Source organism: Polaromonas sp. (assembly GCF_012927455.1).
Classification (GTDB): Bacteria; Pseudomonadota; Gammaproteobacteria; order Burkholderiales; family Burkholderiaceae_C; genus Polaromonas.
Map to the genome: position 1 here is coordinate 122,637 of NZ_JABBPE010000018.1, position 23,403 is coordinate 146,039.

Here is a 23,403-nt window from a genome sequence, read left to right on the forward strand (position 1 = left end):
TGGCAACAAACGGTCTGAGGTCGAGACAAATGCAGGCCTTGCGCTTGCGCGTACTGTACCGCCTGCGGATTCACGCTATAAACTGAAAGAACGATGGTTTTGCCGGGCATGAAGACTTCCGTTTGCCACTGCCTGCAAAGCGCCCTCAACCTTCTTTGAAAGGCATCCCATGATTACCGTTATTTCACGTCGCTGGCTGTTTCGCTGCATCCCGGTTTTTCTTTTTGCAGCGGGCTCGGCCCTGGCACAAACGCCCGTGCGGGTCTCGTCAAAAATAGACACCGAGGGCTCGTTGCTGGGCAACATGATGATTCAGCTGCTGGAGGCCAACGGCATCAAGACCGAAAACAAGGTGCAGCTGGGCAACACCAAGATCATGCGCGGCGCCATCACCGCCGGCGAGATTGACCTTTACTCGGAGTACACCGGTAACGGCGCGTTTTTCTTTTCGGATGAAAAGAACCCGGCCTGGAAAAACGCCAAAGCCGGCTACGAGCTGATCAAAAAGCTCGATGCCGAGAAAAACAAAATCGTCTGGCTGGAGCCGTCCCCGGCCAATAACACCTGGGCGATTGCGCTGCGCAAGGATGTAGCGGTCAAAAACAAGGTCAATTCGCTGGCCGACCTGGGCAAGTGGCTGTCTGGCGGCGGCAAGTTCAAGCTGGCGGCGTCGGCTGAATTTGTCGAGCGCACCGATGCGCTGCCGGCTTTCCAGACGGCCTACGGCTTCAAGCTCAATCAGGACCAGCTGCTGACGCTGGCCGGCGGCGACACCACGGTCACCATCAAGGCCGCGGCCGAGCAGACCTCTGGCGTCAACGCCGCCATGGCTTACGGCACCGACGGCGCCATTGCCGCTTTGGGACTGGTGGTGTTGGCGGACCCCAAGGGCATCCAGCCGATCTACGCGCCGGCGCCGGTGCTGCGGGCCGAAACGCTGGCCCAGTATCCCAAGATCAAGGACGTACTGGCGCCGGTGTTCAAGACCCTGGATACGCCGACGCTGCAGGCGCTTAACGCAAAAATAGCGGTGGAGGGGCAGGACGCCAAAAAGGTGTCGGCCGACTATTTGAGGGCAAAAGGTTTTATCAAGTGACGTGCCTTGCCGCTGCGGCACCACTCGGATATATCCCGCCGGCCGTGCGGTGAGCGCCTGGGTCAAAAACCGCGTGCTGGGCGTGCTGTTGCTGGCGGGCCTGGCAGCGGCGCTGGGTCTGGCTTTTTTGACACACGCGCCGAACCGGCTGGTCACGGGCACGGCCATTTCGCTGGCAGAAATCGTCAGCAGCTTGGACGGTCTGCAAGCGGCTCACGGCGTGTTTCTTTTGCTGACACTGCTACCCGCGCTGCTGCTGGTCGCGGGCGTCTTCATGCGCCCGACGCGCGCCGCGCATGCGCTGCTGGGCGTGGCGGCCACGCTGTTGCTGATGGGACTGGTGGGCTTGGCGGCCAGCCACGCGAATCGGCTGGCCGGCTCGGCTGGCGCGTCCAGTATTGCGCGCACCTCTTTCGGCGGCGCTTTCTGGTTGCTGGCAGCGCTGAGCTGGCTGGTGGCCGCTGACGCCATTGGGCGGCTGGCCTTGAAACCGGTTTGGCGCCTGCTCGCCAGCGCAACCGTCATCGCGCCAGTGCTGGCACTGCTGGCGGCGGGTACGCTCGGCCAGCTGTCGCTGCTCAAGGAATATGCCAACCGCGAAAGCATCTTCAATGCGGCCCTGCTGCAGCATCTGCAGCTTGTGCTGGCCAGCCTGCTGCCGGCACTGCTGATTGGCGTGCCGCTGGGCATTGCTGCTGTCAGGGCGCGCGGGCGGGCAGTGCGCGCGCCGCTGTTTGCCGTCCTCAACATCATTCAAACCGTGCCGTCGATAGCGCTGTTTGGTCTGCTGATGGCGCCGCTGGCCTTGCTGGCAGCCGGCGTGCCCCTGCTGGCGCAGTGGGGCATCAAGGGCATCGGCCTGGCGCCGGCGGTGATTGCCCTGACGCTGTACTCGCTGCTGCCGATCGTGCGCAGCACCGCCGCCGGCCTGGGCCAGGTGCCGCAGCCGGTGATTGATGCCGCGCTGGGCATGGGCCTGACCAGGCCGCAGATTTTCTGGAAGGTTGAGCTGCCGCTGGCGCTGCCGATTTTTCTTTCGGGGCTGCGCGTGGCCACGGTACAGGTCATCGGGCTGGCGATGGTGGCGGCGCTGATTGGTGCCGGCGGTTTTGGCACCCTGATGTTCCAGGGCCTGCTCAGCGGCGCACTCGATCTGGTGTTGCTCGGTGTGGTGCCGGTGGTGGCCTTGGCGCTGGCGGTGGACGCCGTGCTCAGGGCCGTCACGCTGCTGCTGGCGCCTAAATTTTAATGACGAAAATTTAATGATTGAACTGCACCATGTCAGCAAGGCCTTTGCCGGCCTGACGGTCATCGATGACCTCTCGCTCGGCATTGCGCGCGGCGAGTTCACTGTGATTCTGGGCAGTTCGGGGTCGGGCAAGTCCACCCTGCTCAAGATGATGAACCGGCTGGTCGAGCACGACAGCGGGCGCATTGTTTTTGCCGGCGACGAGATCCGCAGCTTTCGGCCCGAAGACATCCGGCGCCGCATGGGTTATGCCATCCAGTCGGTCGGCCTGTTTCCGCACTGGACGGTGGAAAAAAACATTGCCACCGTGCCGGCGCTGCTGCAATGGCCCCAGGCGCGCATTGCGGGCCGCGTCACCGAGCTGATGACGCTGCTGCAACTGGACCCGGCGCTGTACCGCACGCGCTACCCGCACCAGCTTTCGGGCGGTCAGCAGCAGCGCGTGGGCGTGGCGCGGGCGCTGGCGGGCGACCCGGAGATCTTGCTGATGGACGAGCCTTTTGGCGCGCTCGACCCGGTCACACGCGCCGCGCTGCAGGGGGAGATTGCGCGCATTCACCAGGCATCGGGCAAGACCATCGTGCTGGTGACGCATGACATTGACGAGGCGCTTAGCCTGGCCACGCGCATCGTGCTGCTCGATCACGGGCGCGTGGTGCAAAGCGGCACGCCACTGCAGATGCTTTCAAGCCCGGCCAACGACTTTGTGACGGATTTTTTTGGCCGCGGCGATGTCGGCATCAAGCTGCTGGGGCTGCAGCGGGTGGCCGACCATATCCGGGCTGACACCCGGGGCAGTCCGACCGATGGCGAGCCCATTTTGGACAGCCTAAGCTTGCGCGAGGCACTCTCGGTTTTCCTGTCGCGCCGGGTTGATCGCCTTGCCGTCGTCGATGGCGCGGGGCAACGCATTGGCTCGATTGACTTGCATGATCTGCTGGGCCGGCACGCATGAGCAGCGCCGCGCCGCCAAAGAGCCGGCGACAGCGCTGGTCACGCGATCCTTTGTGGTGGGCACTGGTCGCGCTGCTGCTACTGGTATTTGGCATCAGCTGGCTTAAACCGCTGTTTGCAGCGCTGTTTCCGGCGCTGGAGCGGCCGGTGTATCAGCAGGACAGCTTTTTGGGATTGACGCTGGCACACCTGAAAATCGTGGTGCTGTCCAGCGGTTTTTCCGTCATCGTGGGCGTTGCCGCGGGGATTTTTGCCACCCGCGCAAGCGGGCGCGAGTTTCGCCCGCTGATCGAAACGCTGGTGGCGGTCGGGCAAACCTTTCCGCCGGTAGCAGTACTGGCCGTGGCGGTGCCGCTGGTGGGTTTTGGCGAGGCGCCGGCGCTGATCGCACTGGCGCTGTACGGCCTGCTGCCGGTGTTGCAAGGCACGCTGGCCGGCATCGAAGCCGTGCCCGCAGCGGCGCGCGAAGCCGCCGAAGGCCTGGGAATGAGCGCGTGGCAGAGGCTGCGGTACATCGAACTGCCGCTGGCGGCCCCAGTCATTTTGGCGGGCGTGCGCACCTCGGTCATCATCAATATTGGCACCGCCGCGATTGCCTCGACAGTTGGCGCCAAAACGCTGGGCCTGCCCATCATCGTGGGCCTGAGCGGCTTCAACACCGCCTACGTGATTCAGGGGGCGGTGCTGGTCGGCATGCTGGCGGTGGTGACCGACCTGGCTTTCGAACGGGTCGAGCGCCGGCTGGCACGCTGGCAGGCGGCGTAGCGCAGTGAGGAGTTTTTTATTTGAGCAGGCCGCGTCGCGCCAGGCTTTGCATCAGCGCCGCCAGGCCAAACGTCCAGGGCGCGGCCTGGTCCGAAGTGGTGACGCGGTTGACCAGGCTGCCGAGCTGCGGCGTGGACACCGTCACCACGTCGCCCACCACATGGGTGAAGCCCTGGCCGGGACCGTGGCGGTCTTGCGTGGGCGCAAACATGGTGCCCAAAAACAGCATGAAGCCGTCGGGGTACTGGTGGTTGGCGCCTATCGCCTGGGCCACCAGATCGAGCGGGTCGCGGCTGATCATGCTCAGCGAGCTGCCGCCCGTCATTTCAAAGCCCTCGGGGCCAGTCACCGTCATCGTCAAATCGCTCATGCGCACATGGTCGATGGTGAAGTATTCGTCAAACAGTCGGATCAACGGACCAATCGCGCACGAGGCGTTGTTGTCCTTGGCCTTGCCTAACAGCAGCGCGCTGCGCCCTTCAAAGTCGCGCAAGTTGACATCGTTGCCCAGTGTGGCGCCCTGCACCTCGCCGCGCGAATTGACGGCCAGCACGATTTCCGGTTCGGGGTTGTTCCAGCGGCTGTGCGGGTGCAGGCCGACTTCGGCGCCGGTGCCCACGGCACTCAGCGGCTGGCTCTTTGTAAAGATCTCCGCGTCGGGGCCGATGCCGACCTCCAGGTACTGCGACCAGACACCCTGGGCGATCAGCACCTCCTTGAGTTGCGCCGCCTCGGGCGAGCCCGGCTTGACGCTGCCCAGGTTGTCGCCAATCACGCCGACCACGGCGGCACGCACCGCTTCGGCCTTGCTGGCGTCCCCGCCGGCCTGCTCTTCAATGACCCGCTCGAGCATGGACGCGACAAAGGTAACGCCCGCAGCCTTGATGGCCTGCAGATCGCAGGGCGCTAGCAGCCAGGGTAGGCCGGGCTTGCGCACATCCGCCGCCGAATTGGCCAGCACGCAGTCGGTACTCGCCAGCCGCGGCAGCGCCGGCGCGGCGGCGCGCACCGCCTGTGCCGGCGCCGGCAATTCCAGCAGCTGGCTGGCGGTTGGCGCCACGCTGGACAGGTCGAACACGCCAGCGGCAGTAACCAGCACCAGCACCGGCCCGCTGCCGTCTATCCAGACCCGGCCGATCAGCAGTGCGGCAGCTTCGTCAACCGGCAAGGAGGCAAGCAGGGTCAGGGAATTTTTCATGTGGATGCGGCACTTCGCCGTGACTGATGCCGTGTAAAAGGGGGTTCAAGAATGCTGGGGCCACCCATACTAACGCGGCAGCAATAAGACGTTGATGATGAGCACCCGCGCGGATTCACATACCGGTATGAGGACTTGCCTGACATTGCCCGCGCCACCCTCCTCTCATCCCCACTCTATTTACTGCGACCCGAAAGTGTCACAACATGAAAGCACATTTTTTTGTGGGCTGACGCAGCGATGGCGGGGTTGCAAACCTGGTAAAGCAAGTCCTCGCCCGAATACGGCTTGATGGTTATCAAGCGCCAGATCACCGCTGTGGTTTACCCTGAAAGCATGCAAACCACTGTTAATGCCGTCCTCGCTGGCACCTTGGCCCGCACGCTAGGCGCCCAGATGATCGAGACGCACATCTCCTGGGTGCTGTTAGCGGGCGACATCGCCTACAAGATCAAAAAAGCTGTGCGGCTGCCCTTCGTCGACTACAGCACGTTGGCAACTCGGCAGCATTTCTGTGAAGAGGAGCTGCGCCTGAACCAAAGTCTTGCGCCGTCGCTGTACCTTGGCGTCACGCGCATCACCGGTACACCGCAGGCGCCCGGGCTCGACGGCCCGGGGCCGGTGCTGGAGTACGCGGTGCGCATGCGCCGCTTCGCGCCGGGCGCGCTGTTCAGCGAGCAACTCGCCGCAGGCACGCTGCACGCCGGCGACGCCGACCAGCTGGCCGCGCTGCTGGCCGGCTTTCATGCGCTTGCTCCGCGCGCCGATGCGGTGGACGGCTTCGCCACGGTCGAACGGCGGCGCGGCAGCGCGCTGGCGGCGTGCGACGGCACGCGGCCATTGGCCGGCAACAACGACGGCGAGCACGCCTTGCTGCGGACCTGGCTGCAAGCCGAGGCTGACCGGCTGGCGCCCTTGTGGTCGGCGCGCCGGGCAGACGGCCACGTCCGCGAATGCCATGGCGACCTGCATCTGGCCAATGTGCTGAGCCTGGACGGCCAGGTGGCGGCCTTCGACTGCATCGAGTTCGATCCGGCGCTGCGCTGGATCGACGTGCTGGACGACGCAGCTTTCGTCGTGATGGACTTCTCTGCCAGCGGCCGCAACGACTTTGCGTTTCGTTTTCTGAACGGCTGGCTTGACCGGACTGGCGACCACGGCAGCCTCCCCGCACTGCGCTTTTCGGTGGTCTACCGCGCACTGGTGCGGGCCCAGGTGGAACATCTGCGCAAGCCGGACAGCGCAGCCGCACGGCACTACCTGAAAACGGCGCTGAACTGGACGCGGCCGGGCGAGCCGCGGCTTTTGATCACGCATGGCCTGCCGGGGTCGGGCAAAACCTTTGCCTCGCAAGGCCTGCTGGAGCAGCTGGGCGCGCTGCGGCTGCGCTCGGATGTCGAGCGCAAGCGCCTGTTCGGGCTGGGCATGCTGGAGGATTCGCGCAGCAAGGGCCTGGACCTGTACGGCGCCGACGCCACGGCGCGCACTTACCGCCAACTTTTCGCGACGGCGCGCAGCGCGCTGCAGGCCGGCTACCCGGTGATCCTCGATGCCGCGTTTCTGCGTCGCGCGGAGCGGGCCCAAGCCCACACACTCGCGCGAGAACTCGGTGTACCCTTTTCCATTGTGGCCTGCGAGGCGCCGCTGGCGCTGCTGCAAACGCGTCTGCTGGCGCGTCGAGGCGATGCGTCCGAGGCAGATGCCGCGGCGCTTGAGCTTTTGCGCGCGCAGCTTGAGCCACTGACTGACGACGAGCGCGCATTGGTGTACCCGTGCGTGCCACTGCCGACGAAGGCGTAAAGCGGAAAGCGGAAAGCGAGCCTTCAATGCGTTTGTGTCACTCGTTTACGTCAAGCAGGCGCTGCAGCCCGAAAGCCGGGAAGGTCCGGCTAATTGTTTCCAGTGACATGCCCAGATAACGGCCGATTTCTGCGCGCGACACCCGCAGATGGAAATCCCTGGCCGAATAGCCACGCGCCATCAGACGCTGCACCTGCATCAGCGCCGGGCCCCCAGAAGCAGATACGGCTGTAGCCCAATGAATACGGGCGCAAGCAGCTATTAATTTAATAGCATTTTGCAACTATCGTGCAGCAGACCAAACATCTTGTGGGGAGGCTGCCCGGTTGACCGCCCCATTGAATTTCCTCAGCTTGCCGGGCGACCGGTTTTCATCAGTGTGACCCGCGCGTGCGGGATCTGGTTACCGGCGTGGTGACGCGACGTGCAGCACCACAGCGGCGGCCCAATCAATAGCCCATCGAATAGCGATAGCCGCGGTACTTCAGCACAGCGGTCCTGGGACGAATCTGCTCCAGTAGCACGCCTGGGGCTGGCGCTGCACCTTCGGCCACCGCCTGGCCGTTGACGATGAGCAGGCGCTGCGCAGGGTTGTCGGAGTAAACGCCGGCGCTGATGACCAGCTTGGGCAAGTCACGCTGTAGATCGGCCGGCAACTCGTTGACGGTCAGCACACGGTCAGGCGCCGCCGCCGCGGACGCCGGCGTAGAGGCGGGCAAAGCTGGCTTGGGCGCCTCCCGAACCGGCGCCGCGGCCGCCACCACCGGCGCGGCTGGCGTCGCCGCGCGCACTGGCGGAACTGCTGGCGCTGGCGGTGCCACTGGCAACACTTCGTTCGCGGGCCCGGCAGACGCTGCCAGCGGCGCGGGCAGCGGGAGGGGCGCGGCCGGCGCCGGGGAAAGCGCGACGGGTGTAGAGCGTGCGACCGGCGGTGCGGCAGGCCCAGCCAGCCGCCAGGCAACCAGAGCCAGCAAACCAGCAGCTAAGGCCGCCACAGCGCCCCACAACCAAAGCCGGTACTGATGGCCTTCAGGCTGCCTGGGCTGCGACGACGCCTGCACCGGCCGGGCATGAATGCCCCGCGCCGGGTCGCGCTCGCGCTGGGCGTCAGCCTTTCGGAGTGCGTCAAGAATCAAGGACATGGTGTCAGGGCTCGGTGCGAAGGCGCGGCTCTTGCACGCCGGCCGTACGATTGAGTTGCATGAAAGTCATAGGCCCGAGGCGGCCGTCGGCGGGCAGCCCCTGGGCCAGCTGAAAAGCGCGCAGCCGGGCTTTGAGTGAGTCGTCCAGCACGGGCCGGCCCGCCGCCAACGCCGTGCCGTTTGCCTCAGCCAGCCGGGCAGCGACCCATTCGATGACCGGGCCGCCCTGGCCATCGGAGAGGGGGCCGGTGTAGCCAGCCGGTGAACGCCAGATTGTGGAAAAGTCGCCCTGCCAGCGTGCGGCCAGCGCGCTCAGGGTCACCGTCTGCTCGGTGCCCCCGGCGCGCAAAGTGGCGCTGTCGCTGGTTAGCGCGGTTAGCAAGGCATAGGCCGGCGTGGCGCTCTCGCGGTCAAGCGTGACGATGCCGGGGCGACCGAGTTGGCGGATCAGCGCCAGGCCGGTGTTGCTGCGCAAACATCGCAGTTGCTCGCGCGCCATCGCCAGGCAAGGATCGCCCTCCCCCGGCGTGAATTTCCAGGCCTGCGCCAGTTCACGCCAGGCCTGGCCTTGGTCGCGCAGCAGCGTGGGCGGCGTTGGCGTAGCAGTTGTCCGGGTGACGCTTGCGTTGGCGGCTGGGGCGGACGCCACACGCAGGGTCGGCGCCACCGCAGAATTAGCGGGTGCAGCGGAAACGGCTGGCGCTATAGCTGCGAGTTCGGGGGCTCGTGCAGCCTGCGTCGCAAGACGGGCGATGACGAGCAGTCCGGCGCCCGCTGCGACAGCCAAGCCGACCAGTGCAATGTTGCGCCCTAAAAGCGACGGTGCGCGCGCCGGCCGCACAAACACCTCATCGGCCGCCTGATCTACAAGGGCGCGGCTGACGCTGGCCTGACCCGCCGCGAAAGCGCCCAGCAAGGCCCGGTCGCACAACAAATTGATGCGTCGTGGCACGCCGCGCGCGAGCCGGTGAATGCGGGCGAGGGTCTTACGGTCAAACGGCAGCGCGTGTGTCAGACCCGACACTTCGAGGCGGTGCTGGATGTACTGCGCGGTCTCTAGCTGGGTCAGCGCACCGAGGTGGTAACGCGCAATCACGCGCTCGGCCAGTTGCTCCAGTTCGGGCCGCTGCAGCATGGTGCGCAGCTCGGGCTGGCCGATCAGGATAATTTGCAGCAGCTTGCGCTCGCTGGTTTCCAGGTTGGTGAGCAGACGCAACTGCTCCAGCACATCGGCCGACAGGTTTTGCGCCTCGTCGATGATGAGCACGTTGTTCTGCCCGGCGCCATGGGCCTGCAGCAAGAAGGCGTTGAGCGGGTCGAGGTAGTCCTTGACAGTAGGCGGTAGCTGGTATTTCTGCGGCACCGTGACGTGAAACTCATCGCAAATCGACTGCAGCAACTCGACCGCCGTGAGCTTGGGATTGAAGATATAGGCGACGTTGCAGTTGCCTGGGATCTGCTCCAGAAAGCAGCGGCACACGGTAGTTTTGCCGGCGCCAATCTCGCCGGTCAGCAGCACAAACCCGCCACCGCCGCCCAGCCCATACAGCAGGTGCGCCAGCGCCTCGCGATGCCGTTCACTCATAAACAGCAATCGAGGATCGGGAGCGATCGAAAATGGCGGCTGTGTCAAGCCGAAAAATGCCGCGTACATGGGCGCCAAGGATACCGCACCGTGGTCAAGGGGGCTGCTAAACGCGCGCCGCGCTGGCTGAATGCCGCCAGGTGAACGAATTTCGGTAGACTGAGTCAGTGTTATTCGGAAGTTAAGGTACGTCAAGCGCTGATAGGTCGCGAACCGTTGCGCTGAAAGCTTAAAAAAAAGGATAGGTTTATGTCGCGTCGTTTTGCCTGGTTCCTGGTGCTGTTGCAGGTGCCCATCTTGATCGTTGGCACTCAGATGCCCGGCGCCTGGCGCAGCGCTGCAGAGACCAGCGTACATGCGCCGTTTCCTCTTTCGTCTTTGGCGCACCTTGTGCTTTTCACGAGTATTGCCCTGGTGCTGTCGATGCGGCCGATCGCCTGGCCTGCTGGGCGAGTGGTCCTGTTGACATTGGGCCTGGCACTATTGACAGAGGGACTGCAATTTTTTGCAGTTGATCGACATCCGCGCTTGATGGATGTGGGCATCGACATGACGGGGGCGTTGCTGGGATTGGTCTGTGGGTGCCGATTGAAAGCTAGCAGTTTGATCGAAATGACACGGCGCCAGCAGGACTATGAGGCTTGACGCTTGCCTCCCTGATTCAGGCGTATGACATGCTATTGGCGGAGTTTGAGACGCGCATTGATCCACTTGCCAAAAACGCTACCCTTCCGGTGGCCGAACCGACATGTAGCTGGCGGTGCGAGCCGGCCTCATCCTTGAAGCCGCGCCAGGCTTGGACACGTCCACACATGAAGTCATCGACGCCCAAGGCCTGTTGCTGAGCCCCCCTTTTTGTCGATCCTCACTTTCACATGGACGCAACGCTCAGCTATAGCCTGCCACGCGTCACTTAAAGCGGCACGCTGCTGGAAGGCATCGCTCTGTGGATTCGTTATCTACCCATGCCAGCAAGGAACGCGAGCAGCAGCGCAGCGGCACAAACAAGAAACCCGGCGCAAAGGCCGGGTAAATCTTTTTAACGGCGAGCCGTTAGTAATTTCTTCCGTCTGGGACCAACCCGCCGGGCCATCCCGTTCGAAGCTGGTAGGAAAGAAGACCTTGGCTTAGGCTGTACGCGCTTTTTTACCAGCAGCGGCAGTAGCAGTAACGCCAGCCTTGAGCGTTGAGGCGACAGCGGTTTCAATCGATGAAGCGGCAGCTTTCAAGCCTTTACCGACCTGGGCAAAAGCCTCAGGCGCAGGATGACGCTCTTGCACCACATCCACGCCAGCGTTGAATTGCTCAACGCTGAGGGCGGTAGCTTCCTGCACATGCTTGGCTGCCAACGCCATGCCCTTTTCGGCACTGGTTTTCAGCGCGTCAAAAGCGGCTTGAGGTTCTTTGATGCTTTTGAAGGCTTCGACGGATTCAGCAGCAGCTGCCTGCGTGGCTTGGGCTTGGGCCTTGACCAAATCACCCCAAACCTTGAGGTTGTCCATGACTGGCTTGAACGCGTCTTGCGCAGCGGCAGGCGTGAAGTTGAACTTCTCGGCGCCAGCGAACATGGTTTTTGCTGCGGATTCGAATGGGGTGTTGGTAAACATGGTTGCCTTTTAAAAAATGTTGCGGTGCAGCAATTATGGCGGATTAATCACAAAGAGTGCTTATTTTTTGAGACAAATACGAACGTTTAGAGGCGATTGCCTAGTGAGCGTTGCCATTTTTTGAAGCTGAAGAGGCGTTAACTCGGCCTTCTCACTGACGGTTTGCGAGTAGGCGTGGAGAAAAAAGCGACCCGCGCACCCTAACCTTCAGTTTCCAAAAGACCAAAATGTTTGGGTCCCCTGCCGGCTTTTTAAGGCAAAGGACGCCGCTGCGGCGTTAGCTGTCCCAGTCGCCGCCACCATCCATGTCGTTAGCCACATCAATACCTGCGTCGTCCCATGAGCCTGCATCCGATACACCAAAGTTTTGGCCGCCGAGGTCGCTGTTGCCGGCCAACGGTTCAGGGCCATTGTCGGCAGTGACCGGTGGACGCACCGTGTTTTCGTTATTCCCCATCAGGTTTCTGCCTATGGCCTGCGCGGCCATGACGCCTGCACCGACTGCCAAACCGGTCGCTAAGCCACCCATCACCTTGCCACCGAGTCCGCTACCCGCAGGCTGGCCATAAGCCGGTTGGCTATAGCCCGGACCAGCGCCGAAAGTTTGCGGACCACTTAAGCCGCTCGCTTGCGCGGGTGCGGCTTGCGCAAAGGGTTGAGGCTGAGCCGGCGCTTGCGTTTTCCTGCGTGTCAGAAAAACGACCAGCGCAATGACGCCCCCGCCCAAGGCCAGGGCTATTCCCCACGGAAATGATGAAGCGGCCGATGCCGGTGCCGTTGAACGAACAGGAGGCGGGGAATTGATGGCGGCCTTGCGTATTGATTCCGTACTGCCTTTTACAGCCAGTTGGCTGCGCAGGTTTTGCACGGCATCGGACTTGGCAAACGGCAGCCCCGGGGCCAGTTTTTCGGAAAGCGCAAGTTCCTCGCGGGCACGGCTCAAGTTGCCCTGCCGCGCCGACAACTCGGCCTGCACAAAGTGTGCTTTGCCGCTATCCGGGTGTGCCACCAACACCTGCTGCATCATCACCTGGGCCTGCTCCAGCTTTCCGGCGTTCGCCGCTTCATAGACCTGGTTCAAGGTGGGCTCAGACTGCGCCATGGCCAGGCCACAGCCCAGCAAAGCCACAACGGTCAGCCATTTTTTGATGTTTTTGCTCAGCATGGATGTTTCTCTTTAAAACTGCAGTCGTTTTGCAAACCGGCCCCATGAATGTGGACAGCGGATTATTCTTTTAAAGATGGTGACCTGACCCCCCAAAACAAGGGCTATTGGTATGGCATGCTGCCTGTCGGCCCACTTCAGCCCAACAAGATATCCCAATCGGTCGTCTCCAGAATCGTGCGGCGCACCTTTTCCTTCAGCCACAAGTCGTAGAAATCGATCGGGTTATAGTCGTCGGTCAACAGCATGGCCGGGGTACCGGCGGGAAAGCGGTAGGTGTTTTGCAAACCCTGGCGCACGCCGGCTTCCGCCAGCGGATGCACCGGAAACGCGGCCAGCAAGTCTGTGCGCGGCGCCCGCGCCGGACCGTCGTAGGCGACTATGGCCAGATTGCCGCCGGCACCCGGTGCGTCGGCCGCAAAAACCGGATGAACTTGCACCTGCCCAAACACGGCCTGCACCGTTTTGATCACCGAGGCCGTCACGAAACTGCGCTCGCCCAGCGTGCCCATCAGGTTGATGGCCAGCACGCCGTTGGGCGTCATGCGTGCTTTCAAGAGCTGCATCGCTTCCAGGCTCAGCACATGGCCCGGCGTGGTGTCGCCGTTGAAGACATCAAGCACCACATAGTCGTAGCGCTGCGTGCTGCGATTCAGAAAGTAACGCGCATCCTCGACGTGCACCGCAATGTTCTTGTCGAAGCCGAAATACTGTTGCGCCAGGCCGGCCACTTTCGGGTCGATATCAACCACCTCGGTCTGTATCCCCTGCGCCGCATACCAGGACGGCACGATGCCGGCACCGAGGCCGACTACCAGGCAGTTCTTGCCGCCCGGATTGAGCGCATACGGCAAAAACTGCAACAGGTAGGCGTACTCGTAGATAGACTGGCCACTGGCCAGATCGATCCCACCCTGTACCAGTCCGTCGATCAGAAGTTCGCGCGTGCGCTGCTGCGGGCCGGAATAGTCGACCACCCGCAGGTCGCCGTAAAAACTGTCGCGTTGCGCCGTCAGTTGTACCCGCGTGCCGTCAGCCAGCAGCTTGGCGGTCTCGCGCTCTGCCGGCACCAGCAGAAAGGGCACCACCAGCAGCGCCGCCAGCGCCCACTGGCGGCGAAACAGCACGAAGTAGCCGACACTCAGCGCGATCAGCAGGAAGCCGGCCAGCATGAAAATCCTGTTCACGCCCAGGTAGGCGATCAGGAAAAAACCGGTCGCCAGCGTGCCGATGAAACTGCCGGCAGTCGAGATCGCGTACAGGTTGCCGACGGTGCGACCGATGTTCTTGATCTCGCGCGCGGCGATTCGCACCACGTAGGGCGAGACGCAGCCGAGCAGAAACAGCGCCGGGCCGAACAGCAGGAAGGCGCTGGCCAGCGAACCGACGCGCAGCCCGAGCGGCAGGCAGGCCTTCAGGGCGGCAATCTTGAACAGCGGTGTCGCCGCAGTCAACAGGCCGGCGATGAGGATGATGGCATACAGATAATCCGGCGAGCTTCTGCGGTCAGCCAGCCAGCCGCCGAACGCATAGCCAGCCGCCAGCGCCACCAGCGTCACCGTGATCAGCGATGTCCAGACGAACAGGCTGACACCGAAGAACGGCCCGATGGCGCGCGAGCCCAGCACCTGGATCACCATCACCAGCGCGCCGCACAATGCGGCGGTCAGGATCAGATACCAGCGCAAGCCGCCGGTGTGTTCGGCCAGTGCGGGTATCGTGGGCAAGGGCGTGGGGCGGGCGGCGTTTGGCATCAAATCCTTTCTGTTCTAGCGTCGACATGGGAGGGCATGGCGAGAGAAGTCTCAAGCGGCGCGGACATCATAGCAATCGACCACAACCGGAAAGCTGGCAAGACCTCGCCAGCCAATGTGCCGTTGCGCTACCCTGCACACGGCTCGAAAAGTGCGGTACGCTGTCCGTCATGACGCCACCTAAACCGAACAAGCCCTTCGCGATGATTCGCGAGTTCCATCTTGCCGACTGGTTCACACTGGCAAACGCGGTCAGTGGGACCGGGGCATTGTTCTCCATGATGACCTACCTCCAGACCAACGACGTCAGGCATGTTTATTTTGCGTGTGGACTGGTCCTGGCCGCTTTAATCTTCGATGTGCTGGATGGACGGATTGCCCGGTGGCGACAAAAAACTTCGGCCATGGGTCGCGAGCTTGATTCGCTCGCTGACATCATCTCTTTCGGCGTAGCGCCAGCCTTGATTGGCTATGGTTGCGGCATGCAGGGCCTGTACGACCGCATCATTCTGACCGGTTTCGTGGCGTGCGGCGTATCTCGCCTGGCGCGCTACAACGTCACGGCCGAGTCGCTGTCCGACGCCGACAACAAAGTAAAGTATTTTGAAGGAACGCCTATCCCAACATCGCTGGTGCTTGTCATGGTGATGTTTGTCGCGGCCTGGCAAGGCGCGCTGCATGAGTCACTGTGGTTCGGTCAGGTCAAGTTGGGCGGCTTCACACTTCACCCGCTGGCACTGTTGTTTGCACTCTCCGGCTCATTGATGGTCAGTCGCATACGGTTTCCCAAGTTATGACTTGCCACCGTCTTTATTAGCCTTGGTGTGTTGGCGCCGAACTCTGAAAATCAGCGGATGCACCGATCTCAAAGTGACCAGCCAGCAAACCCGAGAAAAACGGGTGATTAACCCAGTCTCTGCAGCTGACTCTGAAATCGGGCGGTTGGGCCCGACGCGCTTAAACAAGGCTTTGTTGTCCTCCTCAAAGGGGTAGTCACCGATCGCGTGTGCCTGAAAAAGGCGACCCCACGCCAGCCGGGTTGACGCTAGATTGCTGCGACATCGTTTTGCCGGTTCTGGCGCGATTCGGGGTGGTTCTTCGCATCACCTGTTCCGAGCCTTCTTTCTGAACTGGTCGAAATACCACGCCACCGGCCAGTTAGGTACAAACGTTAGCATCGCCAAAAAATTTTCTATTTAAACTTTTAATCAGGAACTTTTTTCATTTTTGAAAAAACTATTCCGTTTATTTTTTATTTATGCGTGAATTTTTTGACTCTACCGATCGTCGGCTGACCAAATTGCTGTCCAGCGATGCGCGGGACAGCGTGAGCCAACTGGCAAATAAATTGCAGTTGAGTGCGCCAACGGTGCGGGCACGCCTGCGGTCATTGATCGACAGGAATGTTTTGAAGATCGTCGGGCTGCTTAACCTGTCGGAGCGCCCCGAGTTGATTGCTGCCGTGGTGGGCATCAACGCCAACGCGCAGGGGCATCTCGACGAACTAATGAAGAAGATTACTGAGCTGCCATTTGTCTCTTCCGTGAGCATCGTTACCGGGCGGTTTGACCTGATCGTAGAGGTGCTGGTGGCCGGGGATGTTCAAGATCTTTACCGCTTTACCAGTGAACTTCTTCCCAGGGTGGCGGGACCTGGGGTTGTCAGTCGCAGCGAAACATTCGTGGTGATGAAATCGCATAACAAATGGGGCAATTTATCTCGTGGTTGCTGGGAAATCGGCGTCAGTAGCTCGGCCGAGGCCCCTGTCAAGCCCTCTGAATCGATGCCCAGGTGAGGCAAAAGTTCTTTCGTGAAGGATGGTCCTTCTCGGAGATTATCAAAGGAGAAAGTCAATGAAACTGTCAAAATTCTTGCCCGCGATACTGCTGTCCTGCGCGGGTTTTCTGGGGGCGACGGCCACAGCTCTTGCTGGCACCCTTGATGACATCGTGAAACGTGGCGAACTCAGGGTAGCCGTTCAAACTCAGGGCCCCCCGTTCTCCATGGTGGACAAAAAGGGAGAGCGCACCGGTAGTTCCGTAGAGCTTGCCAAGTTGATGGCCCAGGAAATGGGCGTCAAAATTGTCTTTCTTGATCTGGACTGGGATGGGCTTTTGCCTGCGCTGATTTCCGGCAAGGCGGACTTGTTGGCAGCCGATATGACGCCCACGCTGGCTAGGGCGACCAAGGTGGCATTTACGAAACCATGGATCTACATCGGCCCTGTGGTTGCCACCAAGGAGGGCAGCAAATTCGGCTCGACGAATGCTTGCAAGGCGGCGGGGGCAAAGATTGCCGTGCTGTTTGGCAGTACCGGTGAAAAGCTCGCAAAAACCGTGTTTCCAAGCGGCGAGATCAAAAGCTACAAAGGCGGCGGCACCTTGCTGCTGGATGCTGTGAAAAACGGCCAGGCAGACTGTTTGCTCAATGACAGTTCGGCAGTGGCGGGCCAGGCGGCCGGATACCCCAAAGGAACTTTCAAGGTCATGCCGGAATTGCTGGCCAAAGAAGCTCTGGCTTACGCAACACGTTATGACTCGTTAGACCTTTTGACGTGGGTTAATTTGTTCATCGACCAGACGACCCTGGATGGACGCCTGCAAAAGAACCTGGACTACTGGGTTAACTCCACCCAATGGAAAGAGGCGCACTAATCACCTGAAGTATGCGGGCGGGTTCGGCGTTGTGGTCACCACGCCGATACCTGCGCCCGACTTTCCTTGAAAGCTTGCTGGATCGATGTTACTGGACTTAAACTTCCGCGTGATCGTCGAAACCCTTCCAGAATTCTGGACGGGGTTCGTCGCTACCCTATCAATTTCTCTGGCCGCTTTTGCGGGTGCCCTCGCGATAGGCATAGTGGCCTGTGCCATGAGCCTCCAGCCCTCTCGTTTTATGCAAGCGCCAGCGGTCGCGTATGTGGACGTGATACGGGCAACGCCGTTGCTGGCGCAGCTTTATTTTCTGTATTTCGGCTTGCCCAACTTCGGCATATTGATGCCGGAAATCCTGGTCGGGATCATTGCCCTTTCCCTCAATAGCGGCGCTTACGTCAGCGAAATCATCCGCTCCGGAATCATCTCTGTTTCGGCAGGGCAAATTGAGGCCAGCGCCAGTTCGGGTATGAGCTACTGGCAGCAAATGCGCCTCATCATTCTTCCCCAGGCATTGCGTCCCATGGTGTCGCCGCTGATCGGGCAGGCCATCGTGCTGGTCAAGGACTCGTCATTGCTGTCGCTCATTTCAGTTCTGGAATTGACGCGCGCCGGGCAAGTCCTGTCAAATGACAAATTCATGCCGGTCGAAGGACTGGCAACCACCGCAACCGGCTACCTGATCATCTATTTTGGACTCAAGTTGATGGCGGGAGGATGGAGTCGCCTCTACCACCCAATGGCGAGCCATGCTGCGCTTGAACGGTGACTATGTTCCTGGAGCATCTACTTGGCATCGCCGAATACTACCCAGTCATTTTGAAGGGGATTGGCATCACGCTGGCCTTGTCTTTCATAGGCATTGTTGCGGGCGGGGTCGGCGGATTTCTCCTGGGTATTGGCCGCGCCAGTGCCTACAAACCACTGCGTATCCTTATTGGCGCATATACCGACATCTTTCGCGGCACACCAGTTCTGGTTCAGGTGTTCGTGGTGTTTTTTATCCTGCCTGCGGCGGGTATTGAACTCGATTCCTTCACCGCGGGTGCCATCACACTGTCCAACATCACCGCCTGCTTTATTTCGGAAATTGTTGCTTCCGGAATTCGCGCGCTACCCCGTGGCCAACTGGAGGCCGCGGCTTCTGCTGGCCTGACCCGCTTTCAGCAAATGCGCTTAATCGTTCTGCCGCAAGCCACTAGGATGATCATTCCTTCCCTCGTGGGGCAATTTGTTCTTCTGGTCAAAGATTCCTCGGTGGTCTCGGCGATCGGACTTTTCGATCTGACACGGTCTGGTTGGGTGATCGTGCAGAGTATTCCCAATGGCTTTTTGGTATTTTCCGTTGTAGGAATCGGGTATTTTTTAATTTGTTACCCACTACTCCACTTGTCTCGGCGGCTGGAAAAGCATTGACATTTCACCCTCAGCGTTTAACGCATCAAATCCCGCACTGCCAATGATCAAATTCAGCGAATTGAACAAATGGTTTGGAACGAACCACGTTCTGCAAAACATCAATCTGGAGGTCTCCAGAGGCGAAGTGGTGGTCGTGTGCGGGCCGAGCGGATCAGGAAAGAGCACCCTTATTCGTTGTGTCAACGGCCTGGAGAAATTTCAAAGTGGTGCGCTGCTCGTCGATAGCGTTTCCGTCACCCATGCAGCGCGGCTGCGGCAACTCCGGATGGAACTTGGCTTCGTCTTTCAACAATTTAATCTCTATCCTCACATGACGGCGCTTCAGAACGTGACGCTTGCGCCCATTCATGTGCGCAAGCTGCCGAAGAAGGATGCCATCAGCCGAGGTCGCCAGTCCTTGGAAAAGGTGGGTTTGGCCGACAAGTTCGACGCTTACCCGCATCAGTTGTCAGGCGGGCAGCAACAACGCGTCGCAATTGCCCGAAGCCTTTGCATGCAGCCAAAGATCATGCTGTTTGACGAGCCAACCTCTGCGCTAGACCCCGAAATGATTAACGAGGTGCTTGACGTCATGGTGGCGTTGGCTAAAGACGGAATGACCATGATTGTTGTCACGCACGAAATGGGGTTTGCGCGCAAGGTTTCCGACCGGATCGTGTTTATGGACAAGGGCGCCATTCTTGAAGTGGCCGAACCCGATATCTTTTTCAAGGACCCCAAGAATGATCGGACGCGTGAATTTCTTGGCAAAATTCTTCATCACTAGGCCCACCAACATTACAAAACAATGCGCGCACTTCTGCAAAATATCTAACGAATCACATGAACACAGCTGAAACAAAAAACCCACGCTCGATTGCCGTTGTCGGGGCCGGTATTGTGGGGGCAGCCACGGCCCTGGCGCTCGCTGCTGAAGGCTATGCGGTGACGGTCATTGATCGCGGCGAGGTGGGCGCGGGAACCAGCTCTGGAAACGCCGGTGGCATCGTGGAAGGAGCTGTAACGCCGACGGCGACGCCCGATGTCATTCGCTCGATTCCAGCATATATTTTTGATCGCAACGGTGCCGCCGTCTTGCGGCCTGCCTACGTTTTGCAAGCGCTTCCCTGGCTTGTTCGCTTTATCGCAGCGGGTCGACCCGCGCGCGTTGCGAGCATCGCTGCAGCGCTGCATCCGCTGGTGTCCAACGCAATGCGCGCGCACCGAACCTTGGCCGGATTGAGCAACGCCCTTGATTTCATCCGGACGGTGGGCTGGCTGAAGGTGTACGGATCCGAGGCTGGATTTTCCAAGACTGCATTTGAGCGTGAATTGATGACGCGTCATGGCGTCGATTTTTCTATTTTGAATGCTGGGGAGGTCGCAGATCTTGAACCCAACCTCAACAAGGATGCGTACACCCGCGGCATATTTCAGCCCCAAAGCGGGTTCGTCAACTACCCCATGGGCTTGGCACAAGCCTACTTTGAAGGTTCGCTTCGTCGCGGTGCCCAATACGTTCAGGAAAACGTGCAGGAAATAAGAGTGAATGATGGCGGGATATCTGTGCGAACTGACCAGACCATACGGCGCTTTGATTCGGTAGTTGTTGCTACGGGCGCATGGTCGAAGCAATTCGCAAGACAGCTAGGTGATCGCGTCAGTCTTGATACCGAGCGCGGCTACCATCTTTCATTGGGTCTGACGGGTACGCATCTGCTGAGTCGCCCGGTCGGTTTTCCCGAAAGAGATTGTGTCCTGTCGCCCATGCATGACGGAATTTCTGTAGTCAGCGGCGACGAACTGGCCGGTCTGGATGCGCCGCCGGACTACCGCCGTATCCGTGCACTCCTGCCTTTTGTCAACAGCGTGCTGCCCGGCACCCGTTTTCAGACGGTTCAACGCGAATGGATGGGGCATCGTCCATCAACGCCGGATTCATTACCCGTGATCGGACGGTCTCCACGCTGCCACCGTGTTTTCTATGCCTTTGGGCACGGCCATCTGGGACTGACTTTGTCCGCCATCACCGGCCAGCTCATTGCCGGCATGGTCGGCGGTCGTGCCGATCCATTTGACTTGACACCCTATCGGATCGACAGATTCTGAAGCAAAGCAGATTCAGCATCTGCCGGAACTGGCCGCCTGGAAAAACCCATAAATACCTGGAGCAGCGTCATGACAAACGAAACCAAAGTGGCGAAGATCGGTATGCTGTGCTGGGAAACAGGGCAGGTCCCAATGGGCCTCCGGCAGCTTGAGGCCCTCGTTGGCAATAGCACCAATCCTGCGTCGTATGCTTTTCCGGTGCGTTTCCATCCGGTGTCTGGTGCCAATGTTCATTCGATACTTGAAAGCCCCGACTCTGCTGTTCTTCGCACGATGATCGCTGACGCCCGAACGATGGCATCGGAGGGCATCAAGGCCATCACGACGAGTTGTGGGTTCAATGCCATTTTCCAGCAGGAACTCGCTGAGGCCGTCAGCGTGCCGGTTTTTACTTCCAGTCTTTTGCAGGTGCCTTTCGCCACGCGGATTCACGGTCCCAAGAGCGAAATCTGCATCCTTACCGCCAACGCCAGGGCTCTTCGGCCGGAACACCTTTCATCGGTTGGCATCGCCAGCACCGAGGGCCTTCATATCCTGGGTCTCGAGCGATGCGAGGAATGGAATCGGATGTTCACCGAACCCGATCTCGAAGTCGACCTGGCAGTGATTGAGCAGGAAGTTTTGGACACCACGCTTCGGGCAATGCAGGAGCATCCTGGCATACGTGCATTCGTTCTTGAATGCACAGATCTGCCCCCCTACGCGGCAATGATTCGACGCTATTCAGGCCTACCGGTATTTGACTTCGTTTCCATGATCAATTACCTGCATTCAAGCCTCTAGCCGTGGCGTCGCCAGCTAAAGGTTGACCATCGAAAACTCCTTCTTGGGCCGCCTCACTCCTCCGCCGGGTTGTCGGGCTTAAAAAGACTGACCAGCTTCTGCTGCATCTCGTCGCCGACCTGCGCGTAGTGCGAAAACGCGACGCTGTAAGAGCCTTGGCCGCCGGTGAGTGACTTCAGGCGGCTTTGGTAGTCACCGAGCTCGGCAAGCGGCATGAGGGCGCTGATGGCTACCGCGCCTGCCGGGCGAGGCTGGGTATTGGTAATGTGGCCACGTTTGCTGGCCAGGTCGCCCGTCACGTCGCCAATGTTGGTTTCAGGTGACACAACTTCGACGGTCACCAGTGGCTCCAGCACCACCGGGCCAGCATAGCGCACAGCCTGCAGCGTGGCTTTGCGGGCAGCGGCCACAAAGGCCACTTCCTTGCCGTCCACGGGATGGGTTTTGCCATCAAACACCGTCACGCGCAGGTCATGCAATGGAAACCCCGCGACCGCCCCTTCAGCCAGCGCCTGACGCACGCCTTTTTGAACCGCGTCCATGAACACCCCGGGAATGGCGCCACCCTTGACGACATCGACGAACTCAAAACCGGCACCTCGCTCAAGCGGCTCCACCCGCAGCATCACCTCGCCAAACTGGCCGGCACCACCGCTTTGCTTCTTGTGGCGGCAGTGGCCATCGGCCTTGCCGTTGATGGTTTCGCGGTAGGCTATTTGCGGCTCGCTGGTGTCCAGCTCAAGCTTGTACTGCTGCTGCATGCGTGCCAGTTTGGCGCGTAAATGCATGTCGCCCAACCCACGGATCACGGTCTCGTTAGTGCCAGGGTTGCGCTCGACCTTAAAGCAGGGATCTTCAAGTTCGAGCTTGTGCAAGATCTCGAACAGCCGCTGCTCGTCGCCCTTGCGCCGGGTTTGCACGGCCAGCCCCTGCATCGCTTGCGGAAACACCAGCGGCTTGAGGTGGATGTTGTCTTCGTCATGCGAATCGTGCAGCACGCAGTCAAACTCAATCCCGTCCACCTTGGCCACAGCGCCCATATCGCCAGGAACCAATGCGGCTACTTCCACGTAGTCCTTGCCTTGCAGGCAATACAGGTGTGCGACTTTGAAAGGCCGTTTGGCCGAGCCTGCATACAGCTGCGCATCCTTGCGGACGGTACCCTGGTGTACCCGGAACACGCCCAACTTGCCAATAAAGGGATCCACCACCACCTTGAACACATGGGCCAGCACATGCAGGGCGTCATCAGGCTGGGCGGCAAAGGGCACGGGCGCCAGGCCCGGCTCGCCGCGGTAAAACGGCGGCGGGTTCCCCTCGGCCGGATTGGGCGCCAGTTTGGCGAGCGCATCCAGCAGCTGCGGCACGCCCGCGCCGGTTTTTGCAGAGACAAAGAGAATCGGAATCAGGTGACCGGCTCGCAACGCAGCTTCAAACGATACGTGCAACTCGTGCGGACTGGGGTCGGCGCCGTCTTCCAGATAGCGTGCCATCAGGTCATCGTCTTCTTCAACCAGCTGGTCGATCAAGGCGCGGTGTGCAGCGGCAACCGAGGCAAAGTCGCTGTCGCCATCGGTGTGGCCTAGCAACTCCACGACCTCTCGCGCGTGCTGCGTGGGCAGGTCCAACAGCAAACATTGCTTGCCAAAATGCTCACGGACATCGTTCACCAGCGCGCCCAGGTCAATGTGGTCGGCATCGATCTTGTTGATCACCAGCATGCGGCACAGGCCGCGCTCGCCGGCAGCGACGAACATGCGCTCGGTCATGAGCTCAATACCGGTTTGTGCGTTGATAACGATCAGCGCCGTGTCGACTGCGGCTAACGCGCTAATGGCCTGCCCGGCAAAGTCCGGGTATCCGGGCGTATCGATCAGGTGAATGCGGGTATCGGCGGTGGTCAAGCTGACCAGCGCCGATTGCAAAGAATGCCCCAACTGCTTTTCCACCGGGTCGAAGTCACATACGGTGTTGCCCTTTTCAACCGAGCCTCGGTTGACAATGGCGCCAGTGGCGGCCAGCAGGCTTTCCACCAGCGTTGTTTTCCCGACAGCGCCGTGCCCAAGCAGGGCCACCGTGCGGATTTTGTTTGACAAGTTCAAGCTCATACACGTCCCTTGAATTGGTGGCCGTGCAGGGAAGTT

The 23,403-nt window shown here is 60.6% G+C and carries 22 protein-coding genes and 1 pseudogene; 15 read left to right on the forward strand and 8 right to left on the reverse strand.

Annotated elements, in window-relative coordinates; all coding sequences use genetic code 11:
- Positions 1–169: 169 nt before the first annotated feature.
- Genes HHJ18_RS18965 through HHJ18_RS18980 form a run of 4 tightly spaced genes read left to right on the forward strand, consistent with a single transcriptional unit; the run spans position 170 to position 4,064 of the window.
- Positions 170–1,096 (forward strand): ABC transporter substrate-binding protein, encoded by a 927-nt coding sequence (locus HHJ18_RS18965; RefSeq protein WP_296917770.1) that lies wholly within the window; start codon positions 170–172, stop codon positions 1,094–1,096.
- Between the two features lie 49 nt (positions 1,097–1,145).
- Complete coding sequence (locus HHJ18_RS18970; protein WP_296917772.1) at positions 1,146–2,345, forward strand: ABC transporter permease; 1,200 nt, start codon at positions 1,146–1,148, stop codon at positions 2,343–2,345.
- 13 nt (positions 2,346–2,358) lie between these two features.
- Positions 2,359–3,300, forward strand: coding sequence for an ABC transporter ATP-binding protein (locus HHJ18_RS18975; protein ID WP_296917774.1), 942 nt, complete (start codon positions 2,359–2,361; stop codon positions 3,298–3,300).
- Entirely contained in the window at positions 3,297–4,064 is a 768-nt protein-coding gene (locus HHJ18_RS18980) for an ABC transporter permease (protein ID WP_296917776.1), read from the forward strand. Before HHJ18_RS18975 ends, HHJ18_RS18980 begins: the two co-directional genes overlap by 4 nt.
- A gap of 16 nt (positions 4,065–4,080) precedes the next feature.
- Here HHJ18_RS18980 and HHJ18_RS18985 read toward each other — a convergent pair whose 3' ends face one another.
- On the reverse strand, positions 4,081–5,262 hold the full coding sequence (locus HHJ18_RS18985) for a fumarylacetoacetate hydrolase family protein (protein ID WP_296917778.1): 1,182 nt from the start codon (positions 5,260–5,262) through the stop codon (positions 4,081–4,083).
- 336 nt (positions 5,263–5,598) lie between these two features.
- On the opposite strand from HHJ18_RS18985, the gene HHJ18_RS18990 reads away from it, so the two are divergent.
- Positions 5,599–7,062 carry a bifunctional aminoglycoside phosphotransferase/ATP-binding protein gene (locus tag HHJ18_RS18990; protein WP_296917780.1) on the forward strand — a complete coding sequence of 488 codons (1,464 nt, stop codon included), beginning with the start codon at positions 5,599–5,601 and terminating at the stop codon, positions 7,060–7,062.
- A 37-nt stretch (positions 7,063–7,099) separates the two neighbouring features.
- Here the strand turns inward: HHJ18_RS18990 and HHJ18_RS18995 are convergent, their stop codons facing one another.
- From HHJ18_RS18995 to HHJ18_RS19005, 3 genes are all read right to left on the reverse strand, one after another.
- Positions 7,100–7,261 carry a helix-turn-helix domain-containing protein gene (locus HHJ18_RS18995; RefSeq protein WP_296917782.1) on the reverse strand — a complete coding sequence of 54 codons (162 nt, stop codon included), beginning with the start codon at positions 7,259–7,261 and terminating at the stop codon, positions 7,100–7,102.
- Between the two features lie 250 nt (positions 7,262–7,511).
- Positions 7,512–8,204, reverse strand: a complete 693-nt coding sequence (locus tag HHJ18_RS19000; RefSeq protein WP_296917784.1) for a general secretion pathway protein GspB — start codon at positions 8,202–8,204, stop codon at positions 7,512–7,514.
- A gap of 4 nt (positions 8,205–8,208) precedes the next feature.
- On the reverse strand, positions 8,209–9,858 hold the full coding sequence (locus tag HHJ18_RS19005) for an AAA family ATPase (RefSeq protein WP_296917785.1): 1,650 nt from the start codon (positions 9,856–9,858) through the stop codon (positions 8,209–8,211).
- A 180-nt stretch (positions 9,859–10,038) separates the two neighbouring features.
- Here HHJ18_RS19005 and HHJ18_RS19010 point away from each other — a divergent pair, with 180 nt between their 5' ends.
- Positions 10,039–10,434, forward strand: a complete 396-nt coding sequence (locus HHJ18_RS19010; protein WP_296917787.1) for a VanZ family protein — start codon at positions 10,039–10,041, stop codon at positions 10,432–10,434.
- Between the two features lie 29 nt (positions 10,435–10,463).
- Positions 10,464–10,703, forward strand: a pseudogene (locus tag HHJ18_RS19015) (amidohydrolase family protein); the annotation flags it as partial.
- A gap of 213 nt (positions 10,704–10,916) precedes the next feature.
- Here the strand turns inward: HHJ18_RS19015 and HHJ18_RS19020 are convergent.
- The 3 genes from HHJ18_RS19020 to HHJ18_RS19030 form a co-directional block, all read right to left on the reverse strand.
- The gene (locus HHJ18_RS19020; protein ID WP_296917789.1) at positions 10,917–11,396 is read right to left on the reverse strand and encodes a hypothetical protein; all 480 of its coding nucleotides are present in this window, start codon (positions 11,394–11,396) and stop codon (positions 10,917–10,919) included.
- 277 nt (positions 11,397–11,673) lie between these two features.
- Positions 11,674–12,561, reverse strand: coding sequence for a tetratricopeptide repeat protein (locus HHJ18_RS19025; protein ID WP_296917790.1), 888 nt, complete (start codon positions 12,559–12,561; stop codon positions 11,674–11,676).
- A 137-nt stretch (positions 12,562–12,698) separates the two neighbouring features.
- Positions 12,699–14,315 carry a spermidine synthase gene (locus HHJ18_RS19030; protein ID WP_296917792.1) on the reverse strand — a complete coding sequence of 539 codons (1,617 nt, stop codon included), beginning with the start codon at positions 14,313–14,315 and terminating at the stop codon, positions 12,699–12,701.
- Positions 14,316–14,485: 170 nt separating this feature from the next.
- On the opposite strand from HHJ18_RS19030, the gene pssA reads away from it, so the two are divergent.
- From pssA to HHJ18_RS19070, 8 genes are all read left to right on the forward strand, one after another.
- Positions 14,486–15,112, forward strand: coding sequence for a CDP-diacylglycerol--serine O-phosphatidyltransferase (gene pssA / locus HHJ18_RS19035; protein WP_296917794.1), 627 nt, complete (start codon positions 14,486–14,488; stop codon positions 15,110–15,112).
- A 461-nt stretch (positions 15,113–15,573) separates the two neighbouring features.
- The gene (locus HHJ18_RS19040) at positions 15,574–16,110 is read left to right on the forward strand and encodes an Lrp/AsnC family transcriptional regulator (RefSeq protein ID WP_296917796.1); all 537 of its coding nucleotides are present in this window, start codon (positions 15,574–15,576) and stop codon (positions 16,108–16,110) included.
- 22 nt (positions 16,111–16,132) lie between these two features.
- Positions 16,133–16,969: an ABC transporter substrate-binding protein gene (locus tag HHJ18_RS19045; RefSeq protein ID WP_296917798.1), complete on the forward strand. Its 837-nt coding sequence runs from the start codon at positions 16,133–16,135 to the stop codon at positions 16,967–16,969.
- A 109-nt stretch (positions 16,970–17,078) separates the two neighbouring features.
- Positions 17,079–17,738 carry an amino acid ABC transporter permease gene (locus HHJ18_RS19050; protein WP_296917799.1) on the forward strand — a complete coding sequence of 220 codons (660 nt, stop codon included), beginning with the start codon at positions 17,079–17,081 and terminating at the stop codon, positions 17,736–17,738.
- Between the two features lie 2 nt (positions 17,739–17,740).
- Positions 17,741–18,385 carry an amino acid ABC transporter permease gene (locus HHJ18_RS19055; protein ID WP_296917801.1) on the forward strand — a complete coding sequence of 215 codons (645 nt, stop codon included), beginning with the start codon at positions 17,741–17,743 and terminating at the stop codon, positions 18,383–18,385.
- A 43-nt stretch (positions 18,386–18,428) separates the two neighbouring features.
- A complete protein-coding gene (locus tag HHJ18_RS19060) occupies positions 18,429–19,154 on the forward strand; it encodes an amino acid ABC transporter ATP-binding protein (protein WP_296917802.1) in 726 nt (241 codons plus the stop codon).
- A gap of 56 nt (positions 19,155–19,210) precedes the next feature.
- Complete coding sequence (locus HHJ18_RS19065; RefSeq protein WP_296917804.1) at positions 19,211–20,476, forward strand: FAD-binding oxidoreductase; 1,266 nt, start codon at positions 19,211–19,213, stop codon at positions 20,474–20,476.
- A gap of 69 nt (positions 20,477–20,545) precedes the next feature.
- Positions 20,546–21,259 carry an aspartate/glutamate racemase family protein gene (locus HHJ18_RS19070; protein ID WP_296917805.1) on the forward strand — a complete coding sequence of 238 codons (714 nt, stop codon included), beginning with the start codon at positions 20,546–20,548 and terminating at the stop codon, positions 21,257–21,259.
- A gap of 53 nt (positions 21,260–21,312) precedes the next feature.
- On the opposite strand, the gene fusA is transcribed toward HHJ18_RS19070, so the two are convergent.
- Positions 21,313–23,367 carry an elongation factor G gene (gene fusA / locus HHJ18_RS19075; RefSeq protein WP_296917807.1) on the reverse strand — a complete coding sequence of 685 codons (2,055 nt, stop codon included), beginning with the start codon at positions 23,365–23,367 and terminating at the stop codon, positions 21,313–21,315.
- Positions 23,368–23,403 lie beyond the last annotated feature (36 nt).

Excerpts from the sequence above, each read along its gene's own strand:
- HHJ18_RS19060 (WP_296917802.1), top strand. The coding sequence starts at position 18,429 with ATGATCAAATTCAGCGAATTGAACAAATGGTTTGGAACGAACCACGTT.
- HHJ18_RS19005 (WP_296917785.1), bottom strand. The coding sequence starts at position 9,858 with ATGTACGCGGCATTTTTCGGCTTGACACAGCCGCCATTTTCGATCGCT.
- pssA (WP_296917794.1), top strand. The coding sequence starts at position 14,486 with ATGACGCCACCTAAACCGAACAAGCCCTTCGCGATGATTCGCGAGTTC.
- HHJ18_RS19045 (WP_296917798.1), top strand. The coding sequence starts at position 16,133 with ATGGTCCTTCTCGGAGATTATCAAAGGAGAAAGTCAATGAAACTGTCA.
- HHJ18_RS19070 (WP_296917805.1), top strand. The coding sequence starts at position 20,546 with ATGACAAACGAAACCAAAGTGGCGAAGATCGGTATGCTGTGCTGGGAA.
- HHJ18_RS18980 (WP_296917776.1), top strand. The coding sequence starts at position 3,297 with ATGAGCAGCGCCGCGCCGCCAAAGAGCCGGCGACAGCGCTGGTCACGC.
- HHJ18_RS19030 (WP_296917792.1), bottom strand. The coding sequence starts at position 14,315 with ATGCCAAACGCCGCCCGCCCCACGCCCTTGCCCACGATACCCGCACTG.
- HHJ18_RS19025 (WP_296917790.1), bottom strand. The coding sequence starts at position 12,561 with ATGCTGAGCAAAAACATCAAAAAATGGCTGACCGTTGTGGCTTTGCTG.
- HHJ18_RS18995 (WP_296917782.1), bottom strand. The coding sequence starts at position 7,261 with ATGCAGGTGCAGCGTCTGATGGCGCGTGGCTATTCGGCCAGGGATTTC.
- HHJ18_RS19020 (WP_296917789.1), bottom strand. The coding sequence starts at position 11,396 with ATGTTTACCAACACCCCATTCGAATCCGCAGCAAAAACCATGTTCGCT.
- HHJ18_RS18965 (WP_296917770.1), top strand. The coding sequence starts at position 170 with ATGATTACCGTTATTTCACGTCGCTGGCTGTTTCGCTGCATCCCGGTT.
- HHJ18_RS19010 (WP_296917787.1), top strand. The coding sequence starts at position 10,039 with ATGTCGCGTCGTTTTGCCTGGTTCCTGGTGCTGTTGCAGGTGCCCATC.
- HHJ18_RS19065 (WP_296917804.1), top strand. The coding sequence starts at position 19,211 with ATGAACACAGCTGAAACAAAAAACCCACGCTCGATTGCCGTTGTCGGG.
- HHJ18_RS19000 (WP_296917784.1), bottom strand. The coding sequence starts at position 8,204 with ATGTCCTTGATTCTTGACGCACTCCGAAAGGCTGACGCCCAGCGCGAG.
- HHJ18_RS18975 (WP_296917774.1), top strand. The coding sequence starts at position 2,359 with ATGATTGAACTGCACCATGTCAGCAAGGCCTTTGCCGGCCTGACGGTC.
- HHJ18_RS19040 (WP_296917796.1), top strand. The coding sequence starts at position 15,574 with ATGCGTGAATTTTTTGACTCTACCGATCGTCGGCTGACCAAATTGCTG.
- HHJ18_RS18990 (WP_296917780.1), top strand. The coding sequence starts at position 5,599 with ATGCAAACCACTGTTAATGCCGTCCTCGCTGGCACCTTGGCCCGCACG.
- HHJ18_RS19055 (WP_296917801.1), top strand. The coding sequence starts at position 17,741 with ATGTTCCTGGAGCATCTACTTGGCATCGCCGAATACTACCCAGTCATT.
- fusA (WP_296917807.1), bottom strand. The coding sequence starts at position 23,367 with ATGAGCTTGAACTTGTCAAACAAAATCCGCACGGTGGCCCTGCTTGGG.
- HHJ18_RS18985 (WP_296917778.1), bottom strand. The coding sequence starts at position 5,262 with ATGAAAAATTCCCTGACCCTGCTTGCCTCCTTGCCGGTTGACGAAGCT.